This window comes from Pseudomonas sp. Irchel s3a10, assembly GCF_900187525.1.
GTDB lineage: Bacteria > Pseudomonadota > Gammaproteobacteria > Pseudomonadales > Pseudomonadaceae > Aquipseudomonas > Aquipseudomonas koreensis_G.
The window spans coordinates 389,686-403,615 of record NZ_FYDR01000005.1; the positions used below are offsets into that span (position 1 = coordinate 389,686).

The following is a 13,930-nucleotide window of genomic DNA, read 5'->3' on the forward strand; positions in this document are numbered from 1 at the left end:
TCAGTTCTCCAGAACGTCGAGCAGGCCCAAGGGCAGTGGCACGTCCATGACTTTGTCGAACAACAGGTACAGGCCGATGCTCAACAAACTGATGATGATTGCGCCGGGCAACCAGCGGCCGCCGTACAGACGTGCCATCGGAATGCCGACGAGAATGCTGCTGAGAATGAAACCGAGCGGTTCGAACAGGCCCGCAAAGATCAAGAGCAGCAACACGCATAGCGCGATTTTCTTCAGGGTGTCGCGATCCAGTGGCGGGTCTTCTTCACTGTGTTTGATCGGGGAAGGGCGGTAGATCATGTACACCAGACCCAGGCCCATCAGTCCGAGCATCAGGAGCGGAAAGGCGCGAGGGCCGATTGGTTCGTAGGAAAAAGGCGCCTGGTAAGACCAGGCCATCACTATCAGGCTGACGCAGGCCAGCAGCAGTACCGACGCGAAAATGCGTTGAACGAGCATGGGAAACTCCTGTGCCGAGGCCTCGATGCGCGAGGCCGCAGCCGCTAGACAGAGACGATCACTGAATCAGGCCGAACTCTTTGGCCAGCACCTTGTAGTCCGCCACCTGCTTCTTCACGTAGGTGTCCAGCTCCGGGCCGGTCATGGCGAACGGGAACAGTTCACGCTGATCGCGCAGCTTGGCGAAATCGTCCGAGGCCAGCAGTTTGTCGAAGGCGTCTTTCCACCAGGCGTAGTCTTCGTCGCTGACTTTTGGCCCAAGGTAGAAACCACGCACCACCGGCCAGACGATGTCGTAGCCCTGCTCGCGCGCGGTCGGGATGTCTTTCATTTCCGGCTCGTCGATGCGCTTGTCGGCGAACACTGCGAGCAGACGCATGTCACCGCTCTGGATGTGCGGCATGGAGTCGGAGATGTCGGTGCTGCCGACCTGGATGTGACCGCCAAGCAGCGCGGTGGCGATTTCGCCGCCACCTTCGAGGGCGACATAACGCAGGTCACGCGGGTTGATCCCGGCAGCCTTGGCGATCAGTGCGGTCTGCATCCAGTCCTGGCTGCCGACGGTGCCGCCGGAACCGATCACCACGGAGCTCGGATCTTTCTTCAGGGCTTTGACCAGATCGTCGAGGGTCTTGTAAGGCGAATCGCTTTTCACCGCGATGGCACCGTAACTGGTGCCGACGGCGGCCAGCCAGCGCACATTGGTTTCATCGAATCGGCCGAACTTGCCTTGCGCCAGATTCAGCAGCGAACCGCTGGACCACGCCACGAGCGTGCCGGCGTCGGCCGGGCGTTGGGCGACGACCGCGTTGTACGCCACCGCGCCGACACCGCCGGGCATGTAGGTCACGCGCATCGGTTTGGTCAGCAGTTTTTCGTTGACCAGCGCGCTCTGCGCCAGTTTGCAGGTCAGGTCGAAACCACCGCCGGGGGAGGCCGGGGCGATGCATTCCGGACGTTTCGGTTCAGCCATCAATTGGCCGGCGAACAACATGACGCCAGCGGCCAGAGCAACTTTACGCAGTGACAAATTCATTGGTTTCTCCACGGTTTCTTGTTGTAGGGCTTTTTTGTAGGAGCTGCCGCAGGCTGCGATCTTTTGAACTTCAGCACTCCGGCATTTCAATCAATTACCAAAGGGCAACGCTATAGCTCACCAGCAGACGCACTTCATCGGCATCGCGAGCGGAGTAGTTGGAACGGTAGGTGGCATTACGCAGGCGTACGGCAACGTCCTTCAGGGCGCCGCTTTGTACTACATATTTGATCTCGGTGTTGCGCTCCCACTCTTTGCCTTCTTCGCCATTCTTGAGCTTGATGTTGTCACCGCTCAGGTAACGGCTCATGAACGACAGGCCAGGGATGCCGAGGCGGGCGAAGTCGAAATCGTAACGCGCCTGCCACGAGCGTTCTTCGGCGCCGGCAAAGTCGTTGATCTGCACGAAGTTGACCAGGTACGGGTCGCTGCCATCGACATACGGGAACGCGCTGTCGCCGGACATGTGCTGATAACCGGCGCTGAACTTGTGGCCGCTCAGGGCATAGCTGACCAGACCGTTGAGCGAGCGGTTATCAATCTCGCCACCGCGGGCCGCGCCCTGATCGTCACTGACGGCAAAGCGCAGGTCGGTGGCGAAGGTGCCCGGGCCCATAGGCCGCGAGGCGACCAGACCGAAGAAGTGCTGGTTATAGACTTCGTCGAGTTGGGCGAAGTGGTAACTGCCGGTGATCTTGTCGGTGAACTTGTAGTCCACGCCGGCAAAGTCGAAATGCTTGCCGGCAGCGGTACCGGCGAAACGGCTGTTCTTGTTGTTGAGGGCGATGTCCTCGAAATCGGTGCTGTCGCGATCCTTGGCCTTCTCCAGACGCCCGCCGGTGAAGGTCAGGTTCTTGATCTCTTTGGAGGTCAGCAAACCACCTTCAAACGTCTGCGGCAGGATGCGCCCGTCATTCGGCTTGAGGATCGGCAGTTCGGGAATCAGGCTGCCGATTTTCAGTTCGGTGGCGGAGATTTTCACTTTGCCGGTCAGGCCGACTTTCGAGTATTCGTTGGCGGCGCGCCCGTCATCGTGGGTCGGCAACAGGCCGGTGCCGGTACGATCCGGGCTCGAATCAAGCTTGACCCCGAGCATGCCCAGCGCATCGACACCGAACCCCACGGTGCCGTCGGTGTAACCCGATTGCAGGTTGAGCATGAAACCCTGCGCCCATTCATCACGCTTGCTTTGCTGGGCACTGGTGCCGTCGCGAAAGTCGCGGTTGAAGTACATGTTGCGGGTTTCGAAAGTGGCGGAGCTGTCTTTGATGAAGTCGGCATGGCTCAGCGGCGAAAAACCGGCGAGGGCAGCAGTGCTGGCGAGGGTGGCGTGGCGCAAACGAGAAGGACGAACAGGCGTAGGAGCCTTGGTCTGCAAGGACGGCATGCGGGTGTACTCCGTTTATTGTTCTTATTGGTCGAAAACGCTTCGAGGCGTTTTTCGTATCGCTGTGTGGCAGCAGCGACGGCAGTCGAAACTGTCCGTGACCGGACTCTAACGGGCTAACCTTTCACTAACCTTTCAGCTGGATTTCGCGGGTTTCGGGCTTCACAGCGGCGGTTGCGGCTGTAAACTCCGCGGCAAAGAGTGGCGTCGGCCATCCCTGAATGAGGTAGAGATCCATGCGTGTTCTGCTCGTCGAAGACCATTTGCAACTGGCCGAAAGTGTCGCCCAGGCGCTCAAGAGCACCGGTCTGACCGTGGACGTGTTGCACGATGGCGTGGCCGCCGACCTGGCGCTGGGCAGTGAGGAATACGCAATGGCGATCCTCGACGTCGGCCTGCCGCGCATGGACGGCTTTGAGGTGCTGGCACGCCTGCGCGCACGTGGTAAAAACCTGCCGGTGTTGATGCTGACGGCGCGCAGCGATGTGAAGGATCGCGTACACGGACTCAATCTCGGCGCCGACGATTACCTGGCCAAACCCTTCGAACTGACCGAGCTCGAAGCGCGGGTCAAAGCCCTGCTGCGACGCAGTGTGCTCGGTGGCGAGCGCCAACAGCGCTGTGGCGTGCTGGCCTACGATCTCGACACCCGGCGCTTCAGCCTCGGCGAAGAACTGCTGACCCTGACCTCTCGCGAACAGGCAGTGCTCGAAGCGTTGATCGCCCGCCCGGGACGAGTGATGAGCAAGGAGCAACTGGCGGCACAGGTGTTCGGTCTCGACGAGGAGGCCAGCCCCGACGCCATCGAAATCTACGTGCATCGTCTGCGCAAGAAACTCGACGGCCAACCGGTAGCGATCGTGACTTTCCGTGGCCTCGGTTACCTGCTGGAAAGCCGCGATGCATAAGCCCAGCAGCCTGCGCTGGCGGTTGCTGTGGAACCTCGCGTTGCTGCTGGTGGTGTTGATGCTCGCCAGTGGTTTGAGCGCGTACTGGAACGGGCGCGAAGCCGCCGATACCGCCTACGACCGCACCCTGCTGGCCTCGGCGCGGACCATCGCCGCCGGCCTGTCGCAGCGCGACGGCACCCTCAGCGCCGAGGTGCCCTACGTGGCGCTGGATACCTTCGCCTACGACAGCGCCGGGCGGATTTACTACCAGGTCAACGACATCCATCAGAAGCTGATTTCCGGCTATGAAAACCTGCCTGGCCCGCCACCTGGCACGCCGAGAACCGACGATTATCCAGCGCTGGCGCGCTTCTATAACGCGACCTATCGCGGGCAGAACGTGCGCGTGGTCAGCCTGCTCAAAGCCGTCACCGAACCGAACATGAACGGCATGGCGGAAATCCGTGTTGCGGAAACCGATGAGGCGCGGGTCAGCATGGCCCGCAGTCTGGCGGCCGATACGCTGCTGCGTCTGGGCATGCTCGCGATCGGCGCCTTGTTGCTGGTGTGGTTTGCGGTGAGTGCCGCGCTGCGCCCGCTGGAGCGTTTGCGCACGGCGGTGGAGGAGCGTCAGCCCGATGATTTGCGGCCGCTGCCGCTGGTGGAAGTGCAACATGAATTGTGGCCGCTGGTGCGCGCGCTCAATCACTTCACCGAACGCTTGCGCGGGCAGTTCGAGCGGCAGGCGCAGTTCATCGCCGATGCTGCACACGAACTGCGCACGCCATTGGCGGCGTTGAAGGCGCGGCTGGAACTGGGGCTGCGTTCGACTGAGCCGGAAACCTGGCGCACAACCCTGGAATCCTCTGCGCAAAGCACCGACCGGCTGACCCATCTGGCCAATCAACTGCTGTCGCTGGCACGGGTGGAAAACGGTGCCCGGGCGATAGCCGAGGGTGGTGCGCAGTTGCTCGATCTGAGTCAATTGGCCCGCGAACTGGGCATGGCCATGGCGCCGTTGGCTCATGCACGCGGAGTCGCGCTGGCGCTGGAGGCGGATGAGCCGGTGTGGCTGCGCGGTGAGCCGACGTTGCTCAATGAGCTGCTGAGCAATCTGGTGGACAACGCACTGGCGCATACGCCACCCGGCGGCAACGTGATTCTGCGGGTCGCGCCGCCGGCGGTGCTTGAGGTTGAAGATGATGGGCCGGGCATTCCGCTGGAAGAGCGGGATCGGGTATTTGAACGCTTCTATCGGCGCAATCAGCAGGTTGCAGGCTCAGGGTTGGGGCTGGCGATTGTCGGAGAGATCTGCCGGGCGCATCTGGCGCAGATTACCTTGCACGATGGCGAGCAGGCCGGTTTGAAGGTTCGGGTGAGTTTTATTGCGGGATAGCAGCCGAGGTGGCTTTTGTGGCGAGGGAGCTTGCTCCCGCTCGGCTGCGTAGCAGTCGTGATCCTTGAGTGCAGGGTTTGCCTGATGAAGGGAGGCCGCCTGGTTTTGGGGCCGCTTCGCAGCCCAGCGGGAGCAAGCTCCCTCGCCACAGGTCAGTAAAACATCGTCCGCGACTCTTCCAGATCCGCGCACAATTCCTTGTTCTCCGTATCGATCCCAAGCTTCCTGAACGCCGGCACACTGTGCGGATCAATCCGCGCAAACGGATGATCGCTGTCCTTGTGACAATACAGACTCGCCACCTGCACCAGATCGACGTAATCGAGGTGCGCCGAGTCGCGTTTGAAATCCAGATACAGCCCCGGCAACGCCACCAGTTGCTCGGGAAATTCCCAGACCCGCAACAACTTGTCGCCCAGCAGCGGGTGAATGTGGTCGATCACATGGTTGAGGCTGACCGGGTCCGACAGCAGTTCGTAGTGATCTTCGGCGTAAGTCAGGATCGGCAGCACGCCGATCTGATGCACCAGCCCGCCCAGCGCCGCCTGATCAGGTTTGAGTTGGGTATGCCGGCGGCACAGGGCGTAGCTGACGCCGGCGATTTCCAGGCTCTTGCGCCAGACTTCGCGCATCTTCTGTTCGACCACCTCGGAGCGGGCGTGGAAGATCTGTTCCATCACCAGCCCGATCGCCAGGTTGCTGCTGTAGTTCACCCCAAGGCGGGTGATCGCGGTGTGCAGGTCGGTGACTTCCTGGGTGGCGCGCAGCAACGGGCTGTTGACCACTTTGATCAGGCGCGCCGACAACGCCGTGTCGCGGCCGATGACTTTGCTCAGATCGCTGACACTGATCTCCGGGTCTTCGGCGGCCTTGCGAATTTGCAGGGCCACTTCCGGTAACGTTGGCAGAACCAGGTCATCGTTATCGATGGCCTCAACCAAATCCTGTTGGACCTTATCCGCCAGCTCGCTCATGTAGATTCTCTAGGGTGTTGCAACAAAAGCTGCGATCAGCGCTGGATTTCGCGGTCGCGATCCAGTTCGTAGGGCAGGTCGAGCAAATGCAGGGCTGGCCCTTCGAGGGCGCCCAGGTGCAGATCACCCGCTTCGGCAGCTTCGGCCTGCAACACCGCCAGCAGTTCAATCTTTTCTGCGGCGCGGGCGGCAATCACCACTTCGCCGATGGCGCTGCTGTGGCTTGGGGCGAACAGCGGGGTCCCCGGCTCCGGCAATTCGCTCGCGTCCAGTTGCACGCGATAGAGACGACGCTTGAGCTTGCCCAGGTACTGCATGCGCGCGACGATTTCCTGGCCGGTGTAGCAACCTTTCTTGAAACTCACGCCGCCGACGGCCTGCAGGTTGAGCATCTGCGGGATGAACAGCTCGCGGGTGGTCGGCATGACCTGACCGATACCGGCGCGAATCTGCCCCAGCAGCCATTGGTTCAACTCGCCTTCAGGCAGGGCGGCGGACAGTTTGGCCTTGATGGCATCGGCTTGATCGGCCGGTACCCAGAGTTCGGCGCGATCCGGCGAGACGCGAATCGCGATCAGGCCTGCGCTGCGCACTACGCTGTCGGTTTCGCTTGGCAGGTTCAGACCCAGGCTGGCCAACGCGGCGTCGCCGTGCTCCAGGCCAAAACGCACCCAGGCGGCGCTTTCGTCGGTCAGTTTGGACTTGGAGAACACCGCGTACTTTTTCAGATCCGCCAGTTGCGGCTCCAGCAGTTCACTGGCCATTGCCAGCAGCACGCCGTCACCTTCGAGCAGAATGCGGAAGCTCGACTGCATCCGGCCTTTTTGCGTGCAGCGCGCGCCCAGGCTGGCCTGGCTGTCGCTGAGGTAATTGATGTTGCAGGTCAATTGGCCTTGCAGGAATTTGCCGGCATCCACGCCGCGAACCGCGAGTACGCCTTCATGAGACAGGGTGCAGAAAAAAGCAGAATCGGCCATGGGTCATCGCAGGGTAAAAAAGTCTGGGGCACATCATAAGGGCGCGTTGTTGAAATGGGTAGTTGATAAAGGATCGGTGGTGCCCGACCAAAGCCGACTGTGCGACCCGCGCCGGGGCTGTATACTGCGCGCCTATTTGAGGAGGGCTCCATGGTCGAACAAGTTGAACTGAATCGCCTCTTCTGGCACAGCCGCCGTGGCATGCTGGAACTTGACGTGCTGCTGGTGCCATTCGTGCAAGAGGTCTATCCGCACCTCAACCAGGTCGATCGCGACTTGTATGTCCGTCTGCTGACCTGTGAGGATCAGGACATGTTCGGCTGGTTCATGGAGCGCAGCGAATCCGAAGATCCGGAACTGCAGCGCATGGTCCGGATGATCCTGGACCGTGTTCAGCCCAAGTAACACCTTCGAATGCCGCTGGCATGCCTCACGGCAGTTGCTGGCGGCGTATCTGTTGGCCCAGGCGTTCGCGCTGGGTGTGTTGTTTCTTCTGACGATTCCACTCTGGGCCAGTTTGCTCGGGGCTTTCGCTTGTGTGCTGCACGCCGCGTGGGTGTTGCCACGGCAGATTCTGCTGACGCATCCGCAGGCTTTTTGCGGACTGCGCCGCGACGCCGATGGCTGGCAGTTGTGGAATCAGGCGGGTGGTTGGCAAGCGGTGCAGCTGCGCCCGGACAGCCTGGCGTTGCCGTTGATCGTGGTATTGCGCTTTCGTTTGCGCGGCGAGCGGCGGGTGCGCTCGATCTGTGTACCGCGAGACTCGCAGGCAGCGGATGTGCACCGACGCCTGCGAGTGCGGCTCAAGTTCAGCCGGCGTAGGTGGGCGGCACCAGAATAGTGTCGAGCGCCTCGGGCAGCAGGTTTGGATAGTCGAGTGTGTAATGCAGACCGCGACTTTCCTTGCGCTCCATGGCCGAGCAGATCATCAGTTCGGCGACTTGCGCCAGATTACGCAGCTCGATCAGGTCGCGGCTGACTTTATAGTTGCTGTAGAACTCGTCGATCTCGTCCAGCAACAGACGCACGCGGTGCTGCGCCCGTTGCAAGCGCTTGTTGGTGCGCACGATGCCGACGTAGTCCCACATGAAGCGGCGCAGCTCATCCCAGTTGTGGGCGATGATCACGTCCTCGTCGGAATCGGTGACCTGGCTGGCGTCCCACTCGGGCAGGGCGGTTGGCGCGGTGACGTCATCCAGTTGCGCAAGAATGTCCGCTGCCGCCGAGCGGGCATAGACGAAGCATTCGAGCAGCGAGTTACTGGCCATGCGGTTGGCGCCGTGCAGGCCGGTGAAGCTGGTTTCGCCGATTGCGTAAAGCCCCGGCACGTCGGTGCGACCGTGCTGGTCAACCATCACGCCACCACAGGTGTAGTGCGCTGCCGGTACGACCGGGATCGGCTGCCTGGTGATGTCAATGCCGAAGCCAAGGCAGCGCTCGTAAACAGTCGGGAAGTGGCTTTTGATGAAGGCTTCAGGCTTGTGGCTGATGTCGAGATACACGCAGTCGACGCCCAGCCGCTTCATTTCATGGTCGATGGCCCGGGCGACGATGTCCCGTGGCGCCAGTTCGGCACGTTTGTCGAAGCGCGGCATGAACCGCTCGCCGTTGGGCAGCTTCAGGTGCGCGCCTTCGCCACGCAGGGCTTCTGTGATCAGGAAACTCTTGGCCTGCGGGTGATACAGGCAGGTGGGGTGGAACTGGTTGAATTCCAGGTTGGCCACCCGGCAGCCCGAACGCCAGGCCATGGCGATGCCGTCACCGCAGGCACCGTCGGGGTTGCTGGTATAGAGGTAGACCTTGGCCGCGCCGCCAGACGCGAGGATCACGAAGCGTGCGCCGTAGGTGTCGACTTCGCCGGTAGCGCGATTCAGCACATAGGCGCCGAGGCAGCGCTCGCCGTCCATACCCAAGCGGCGTTCGGTGATCAGATCAACGGCAACCCGTTGTTCCAGCAGCTCGATGTTGCTGCGCTCTTTGGCCTGAGCAAGGAGGGTGGTGAAAATCGCTGCGCCGGTTGCGTCGGCGGCATGGATGATGCGCCGATGGCTGTGCCCGCCTTCGCGGGTCAGGTGGAATTCGAAACCGCCGTCTTCGGTGCCGGACTGTTCGTCGCGGGTGAACGGCACGCCCTGGTCGATCAGCCACTGGATGGCTTCGCGGCTGTGCTCGACGGTGAAGCGCACCGCGTCTTCATGGCACAGACCGCCGCCGGCGTTCAGGGTGTCGTCGACGTGGGATTCGACAGTATCGGTATCGTCCAGCACGGCAGCGACGCCGCCCTGGGCCCAGTAAGTCGAGCCGTTGGCCAGATCACCTTTGCTCAATACCGCGACGCGCAAATGACCCGGCAGGGTCAGTGCGAGACTCAAACCGGCAGCGCCGCTGCCAATCACCAGAACATCGTGTTGAAACTGTTGGCTCATTTCAGGATTCCGCTCAAAGCGACCCGGATCGGGGTTGGCGCAAGACAGCTGGATCGGCGAGTCAAGACAGCCACACAGCCCACTAGTATATAGAGGGGTGGAGCGGCACAATAGCCGGGCTCGTATGGCATTGTGAAACTACTGTGACGACAAAAGCTTGACGTTTCGTCGGACGTTTTTTTCCGTCGTTTTCGGAAAAGGCGACTGTATCGAGGATGAAACAGGCTTTTTCAGCACACGGTTGCTCAATGTCGCTTCAGCCCGGCTATAAATAATTGGAACTTTTGCCAGAGGCCCAAGATCAATAGTCAGTTGCCAGAAGCACGGGACAGTGTCGGCTTCAATGCAGAACCTGCGATTGGGTTTTTGCCGGCGAACCGATGACAAGATTATTCGCGCAGCCGGTTTATCCCGCGCTGCGTTTTTCGTGCGTGCCAAATCAGAGCCCGCAGGAAACTTGCCTGGAGGGGGAGAACTTTTGCGAAAAGCCCGAGTCTATGTTTGCAAGTCTGGTCGTTTAGTTATGCAAGCCTCCTCCATGCTTATCGAGGAGTGTTCATGCTAACCCAGGAAGAGGATCAGCAGCTGGTCGAGCGTGTTCAGCGTGGCGACAAGCGAGCTTTCGATCTGCTGGTGCTGAAATATCAGCACAAAATTCTCGGGTTGATCGTGCGTTTTGTGCACGACACCCATGAAGCCCAGGATGTGGCTCAGGAAGCCTTTATCAAGGCCTACCGAGCGCTAGGAAACTTTCGCGGAGATAGCGCGTTCTATACGTGGCTTTACCGCATTGCCATCAACACGGCAAAAAACTATCTGGTTTCACGCGGCCGACGGCCGCCGGATAGCGATGTAAGTTCTGAAGATGCAGAGTTCTACGACGGCGATCATGGCCTGAAAGATCTCGAATCACCGGAACGCGCATTGCTGCGGGATGAGATCGAAGGCACCGTCCATCGAACCATTCAGCAACTGCCAGAGGATTTGCGTACGGCTTTAACTTTACGTGAATTCGATGGTCTGAGTTACGAGGACATTGCGAGCGTCATGCAATGTCCGGTGGGTACCGTGCGCTCCCGGATTTTCCGCGCTCGGGAGGCCATCGATAAAGCCCTGCAGCCGTTGTTGCAGGAAAACTGAGACAGCGGCGACAGCCAAGAGAGGAACGCCATGAGTCGTGAAGCCCTGCAGGAATCGCTGTCCGCAGTGATGGATAACGAAGCGGACGAACTGGAATTGCGTCGAGTGATCAATGCACTGGACGATGTTGAAACCCGTGAGACCTGGGCTCGTTATCAGATCGCTCGGGCAGCCATGCACAAGGATCTGCTGCTTCCGCGTCTGGACATTGCTGCGGCAGTTTCTGCTGCGTTGGAAGACGAAACGGCTCCGGCCAAAGTATCCCGCGGCCCTTGGCGCAACCTTGGTCGTCTGGCCGTTGCGGCTTCGGTGACCGTTGCAGTACTGGCTGGTGTGCGCCTGTATAACCAGGACGAAATCGCTGGCGTCGAGCTGGCCCAGCAGTCCAATCAGCCTTCGCTGGTTGCGCCGCAGGTCAAAGGCCCGGCTGTTCTGGCAGGCTACAAGGAAAGCTCGGAAACCACTGGTCCGATGGCCAATGGCGTCCTGCAGGGACAGCCAGGCTGGCACGATCAGCGTCTGCCAGGCTATCTGCGTCAGCATGCTCAGCAGGCTGCATTGAAAGGTACTGAAAGCGCTCTGCCTTATGCGCGTGCAGCAAGCATGGAAAACCGTTAAGGAGGATCATGCGCGCCATACCTCTACTTTCGCTTCTGCTCAGCGGCTGGTTTGTTGTTCCAGCCCATGCCGACGAGGCCCAGGAATGGTTGATTCGCCTGGGTCAGGCCGAGCAGCAGCAAAGCTTCCGCGGCACTTTCGTATACGAGCGTAACGGTAGTTTTTCTACCCACAATATCTGGCACCGCGTCCAGAATGGTCAGGTTCGCGAGCGTTTGCTTCAGCTCGACGGATCGGCACAGGAAGTCGTGCGCGTTGATGGGCATACTCAATGCGTCAGCGGCACCCTGATTGCGGGGTTGGGAGATTCTCCCAACTCGACCGCTCGTTCGCTTGATCCCCAAAAGCTGAAAAACTGGTATGACCTTGCTGTCATCGGCAAGTCGCGCGTGGCCGGGCGTGATGCGGTCATCGTGTCGCTGACGCCTCGCGATCAGCATCGCTATGGTTTCGAACTGCATCTGGATAAACAGACCGGGTTGCCACTGAAATCGTTGTTGCTCAACGACAAGGGGCAGTTACTCGAGCGTTTCCAGTTCACCAGTCTTGATACCGCAGATGTTCCGTCGGACAAAGACCTGCAAGCTGGCACCGAGTGCAAGGCAGTTACGCTTGACAGTGACAAGGCGTCTGCCGTCAAGACAGCTCAGGTTTGGCGTTCCGACTGGTTGCCACCTGGCTTCGAACTGACCAGCAGCACCTCGCACAAAGACCAGGAAACCAAAACTCAGGTTAATAGCCTGATGTATGACGACGGGTTGGCGCGTTTCTCGGTGTTTCTGGAACCGTTGAACGGTGCGACAGTCACGGATACGCGCACGCAACTCGGTCCGACCGTCGCCGTTTCCCGTCGTCTCACCACGCCTCAGGGCGAAATAATGGTTACGGTGGTTGGCGAAATCCCAATTGGCACAGCTGAAAGAATTGCCTTGTCGATGCGTAACGATGGCGCTGCAACCAGCAAGCAGTGAGCTGATTTCAGTCATTTCCACTTGTTCTTCGAGACGTAGATGAAATGTTTGCTCAGCATTTTCATTTGCAAATCCCCCGAAAGTTTTTTATAGGTCAGAGCCTCACGGCTCTGGCCTTGTCTGTTGTTCCCGGAACAAAAATACCGGCCTGCGGTTCCCGGTGTTCCTTGCTCCATATCGCTTAACCCTGCTCGTCGTAACGGGAGCTGTATGTCGATACTTAGCTTGAAGTCTTATCTCTCCATTTTCGCCACCGTGCTCGTGCTTGGTCAGGCGGTGCCCGCTGCCCAAGCGGCCGACTTGCCTGACTTCACCCAACTGGTTGAACAGGCCTCGCCTGCAGTGGTGAACATCAGTACCACGCAGAAGCTGCCGGACCGCAAGGTGAACCAGCAGATGCCTGATCTTGAAGGCTTGCCGCCGATGTTGCGCGAGTTCTTCGAACGCGGCATGCCGCCTCAGCAGCGTTCGCCACGCGGTGATCGTCAGCGCGAAGCGCAATCGCTGGGTTCGGGCTTCATCATTTCCTCGGATGGCTACATCCTGACCAACAACCATGTGATTGCCGATGCCGACGAAATCCTCGTGCGTCTGGCTGATCGCAGTGAAATGAAAGCCAAGCTGATCGGCACTGACCCACGCTCTGACGTGGCCCTGTTGAAAATCGATGGCAAGGATCTGCCAGTGCTCAAACTCGGCAAGTCCCAGGACTTGAAAGCCGGTCAATGGGTGGTGGCGATCGGTTCGCCGTTCGGCTTTGACCACACCGTGACCCAAGGCATTGTCAGCGCCGTCGGCCGTAGCCTGCCTAACGAAAACTACGTGCCGTTCATCCAGACCGACGTGCCGATCAACCCGGGTAACTCCGGTGGCCCGCTGTTCAACCTGAACGGTGAAGTGGTCGGGATCAACTCGCAAATCTACACCCGTTCCGGCGGCTTCATGGGGGTGTCTTTCGCCATCCCGATCGACGTGGCGATGGACGTTTCCAATCAGCTGAAAAGCGGTGGCAAGGTCAGCCGCGGCTGGCTGGGTGTGGTCATCCAGGAAGTGAACAAGGATCTGGCCGAGTCGTTCGGTCTTGATAAGCCGGCCGGTGCGCTGGTTGCGCAGATTCAGGATGATGGTCCGGCAGCCAAGGGTGGCCTGCAAGTGGGTGACGTGATCCTGAGCATGAACGGTCAGCCGATCGTCATGTCTGCCGACCTGCCACACTTGGTCGGTGCGCTGAAAGCGGGCGCCAAGGCCAACCTTGAAGTGATTCGCGACGGCAAGCGCAAGAATGTCGAACTGACAGTCGGTGCGATTCCGGACGAAGACAAAGAGCTGGCAGCACTGCCGAAGTCCGGCGCGGAAAGCAGCAGCAACCGCCTCGGCGTTTCGGTGGCGGAACTGACCGCTGAGCAGAAGAAAACCTACGACCTCAAGGGCGGTGTGGTGATCAAGGAAGTTCAGGACGGTCCTGCGGCCCTGATCGGTCTGCAGCCGGGTGACGTGATCACTCACCTGAACAACCAGGCCATCGGCTCCACCAAGGAGTTCACCGATATTGCCAAGGCCCTGCCGAAGAATCGTTCGGTGTCGATGCGCGTTCTGCGTCAAGGTCGCGCCAGCTTCATCACCTTCAAACTGGCTGAATAAGCCGGTCGCGGTGAA

14 protein-coding genes are annotated in these 13,930 nt (G+C 60.0%); 8 read left to right on the forward strand and 6 right to left on the reverse strand.

The window, feature by feature from the left end; all coding sequences use genetic code 11:
- The 3 genes from CKW11_RS17635 to CKW11_RS17645 all read right to left on the reverse strand — a co-directional run bounded on the left by CKW11_RS17635 (position 1) and on the right by CKW11_RS17645 (position 2,882).
- A complete protein-coding gene (locus CKW11_RS17635) occupies positions 1–459 on the reverse strand; it encodes a tripartite tricarboxylate transporter TctB family protein (RefSeq protein ID WP_095138531.1) in 459 nt (152 codons plus the stop codon).
- A gap of 58 nt (positions 460–517) precedes the next feature.
- A complete protein-coding gene (locus CKW11_RS17640) occupies positions 518–1,495 on the reverse strand; it encodes a tripartite tricarboxylate transporter substrate binding protein (RefSeq protein ID WP_007963261.1) in 978 nt (325 codons plus the stop codon).
- A gap of 94 nt (positions 1,496–1,589) precedes the next feature.
- Complete coding sequence (locus CKW11_RS17645; protein ID WP_095138532.1) at positions 1,590–2,882, reverse strand: OprD family porin; 1,293 nt, start codon at positions 2,880–2,882, stop codon at positions 1,590–1,592.
- A gap of 236 nt (positions 2,883–3,118) precedes the next feature.
- Here CKW11_RS17645 and CKW11_RS17650 point away from each other — a divergent pair, with 236 nt between their 5' ends.
- Both CKW11_RS17650 and CKW11_RS17655 read left to right on the forward strand, forming a co-directional pair.
- On the forward strand, positions 3,119–3,790 hold the full coding sequence (locus CKW11_RS17650; RefSeq protein ID WP_003222545.1) for a response regulator: 672 nt from the start codon (positions 3,119–3,121) through the stop codon (positions 3,788–3,790).
- The gene (locus CKW11_RS17655; protein ID WP_095138533.1) at positions 3,783–5,168 is read left to right on the forward strand and encodes a sensor histidine kinase; all 1,386 of its coding nucleotides are present in this window, start codon (positions 3,783–3,785) and stop codon (positions 5,166–5,168) included. Before CKW11_RS17650 ends, CKW11_RS17655 begins: the two co-directional genes overlap by 8 nt.
- A gap of 152 nt (positions 5,169–5,320) precedes the next feature.
- Here the strand turns inward: CKW11_RS17655 and CKW11_RS17660 are convergent, their stop codons facing one another.
- Both CKW11_RS17660 and CKW11_RS17665 read right to left on the reverse strand, forming a co-directional pair.
- On the reverse strand, positions 5,321–6,142 hold the full coding sequence (locus tag CKW11_RS17660; protein ID WP_095138534.1) for an HDOD domain-containing protein: 822 nt from the start codon (positions 6,140–6,142) through the stop codon (positions 5,321–5,323).
- A gap of 35 nt (positions 6,143–6,177) precedes the next feature.
- A complete protein-coding gene (locus tag CKW11_RS17665) occupies positions 6,178–7,119 on the reverse strand; it encodes a folate-binding protein YgfZ (protein WP_095138535.1) in 942 nt (313 codons plus the stop codon).
- A 150-nt stretch (positions 7,120–7,269) separates the two neighbouring features.
- Between CKW11_RS17665 and CKW11_RS17670 the strand changes: the two genes are divergently transcribed.
- Positions 7,270–7,524, forward strand: coding sequence for a succinate dehydrogenase assembly factor 2 (locus CKW11_RS17670; RefSeq protein ID WP_007963266.1), 255 nt, complete (start codon positions 7,270–7,272; stop codon positions 7,522–7,524).
- Positions 7,508–7,960, forward strand: a complete 453-nt coding sequence (locus CKW11_RS17675) for a protein YgfX (RefSeq protein ID WP_095138536.1) — start codon at positions 7,508–7,510, stop codon at positions 7,958–7,960. Before CKW11_RS17670 ends, CKW11_RS17675 begins: the two co-directional genes overlap by 17 nt.
- Here CKW11_RS17675 and nadB read toward each other — a convergent pair.
- Complete coding sequence (nadB, locus tag CKW11_RS17680; protein WP_095138537.1) at positions 7,929–9,545, reverse strand: L-aspartate oxidase; 1,617 nt, start codon at positions 9,543–9,545, stop codon at positions 7,929–7,931. The genes CKW11_RS17675 and nadB overlap by 32 nt on opposite strands.
- 558 nt (positions 9,546–10,103) lie before the next feature.
- Between nadB and rpoE the strand changes: the two genes are divergently transcribed.
- The 4 genes from rpoE (at position 10,104) to CKW11_RS17700 (ending at position 13,915) form a co-directional block, all read left to right on the forward strand.
- On the forward strand, positions 10,104–10,685 hold the full coding sequence (rpoE, locus tag CKW11_RS17685; protein WP_003172477.1) for an RNA polymerase sigma factor RpoE: 582 nt from the start codon (positions 10,104–10,106) through the stop codon (positions 10,683–10,685).
- Positions 10,686–10,715: 30 nt separating this feature from the next.
- Positions 10,716–11,303 carry a sigma-E factor negative regulatory protein gene (locus CKW11_RS17690; RefSeq protein ID WP_003222558.1) on the forward strand — a complete coding sequence of 196 codons (588 nt, stop codon included), beginning with the start codon at positions 10,716–10,718 and terminating at the stop codon, positions 11,301–11,303.
- Positions 11,304–11,311: 8 nt separating this feature from the next.
- The gene (locus CKW11_RS17695; RefSeq protein ID WP_095138538.1) at positions 11,312–12,274 is read left to right on the forward strand and encodes a MucB/RseB C-terminal domain-containing protein; all 963 of its coding nucleotides are present in this window, start codon (positions 11,312–11,314) and stop codon (positions 12,272–12,274) included.
- Positions 12,275–12,484: 210 nt separating this feature from the next.
- Entirely contained in the window at positions 12,485–13,915 is a 1,431-nt protein-coding gene (locus CKW11_RS17700) for a DegQ family serine endoprotease (protein WP_095138539.1), read from the forward strand.
- Positions 13,916–13,930: the final 15 nt, after the last annotated feature.

Coding starts and splice junctions, on each gene's coding strand:
- CKW11_RS17660 (WP_095138534.1), bottom strand. CDS start 6,142: ATGAGCGAGCTGGCGGATAAGGTCCAACAGGATTTGGTTGAGGCCATC.
- rpoE (WP_003172477.1), top strand. CDS start 10,104: ATGCTAACCCAGGAAGAGGATCAGCAGCTGGTCGAGCGTGTTCAGCGT.
- CKW11_RS17650 (WP_003222545.1), top strand. CDS start 3,119: ATGCGTGTTCTGCTCGTCGAAGACCATTTGCAACTGGCCGAAAGTGTC.
- CKW11_RS17700 (WP_095138539.1), top strand. CDS start 12,485: ATGTCGATACTTAGCTTGAAGTCTTATCTCTCCATTTTCGCCACCGTG.
- CKW11_RS17655 (WP_095138533.1), top strand. CDS start 3,783: ATGCATAAGCCCAGCAGCCTGCGCTGGCGGTTGCTGTGGAACCTCGCG.
- nadB (WP_095138537.1), bottom strand. CDS start 9,545: ATGAGCCAACAGTTTCAACACGATGTTCTGGTGATTGGCAGCGGCGCT.
- CKW11_RS17640 (WP_007963261.1), bottom strand. CDS start 1,495: ATGAATTTGTCACTGCGTAAAGTTGCTCTGGCCGCTGGCGTCATGTTG.
- CKW11_RS17645 (WP_095138532.1), bottom strand. CDS start 2,882: ATGCCGTCCTTGCAGACCAAGGCTCCTACGCCTGTTCGTCCTTCTCGT.
- CKW11_RS17635 (WP_095138531.1), bottom strand. CDS start 459: ATGCTCGTTCAACGCATTTTCGCGTCGGTACTGCTGCTGGCCTGCGTC.
- CKW11_RS17695 (WP_095138538.1), top strand. CDS start 11,312: ATGCGCGCCATACCTCTACTTTCGCTTCTGCTCAGCGGCTGGTTTGTT.
- CKW11_RS17665 (WP_095138535.1), bottom strand. CDS start 7,119: ATGGCCGATTCTGCTTTTTTCTGCACCCTGTCTCATGAAGGCGTACTC.
- CKW11_RS17670 (WP_007963266.1), top strand. CDS start 7,270: ATGGTCGAACAAGTTGAACTGAATCGCCTCTTCTGGCACAGCCGCCGT.
- CKW11_RS17690 (WP_003222558.1), top strand. CDS start 10,716: ATGAGTCGTGAAGCCCTGCAGGAATCGCTGTCCGCAGTGATGGATAAC.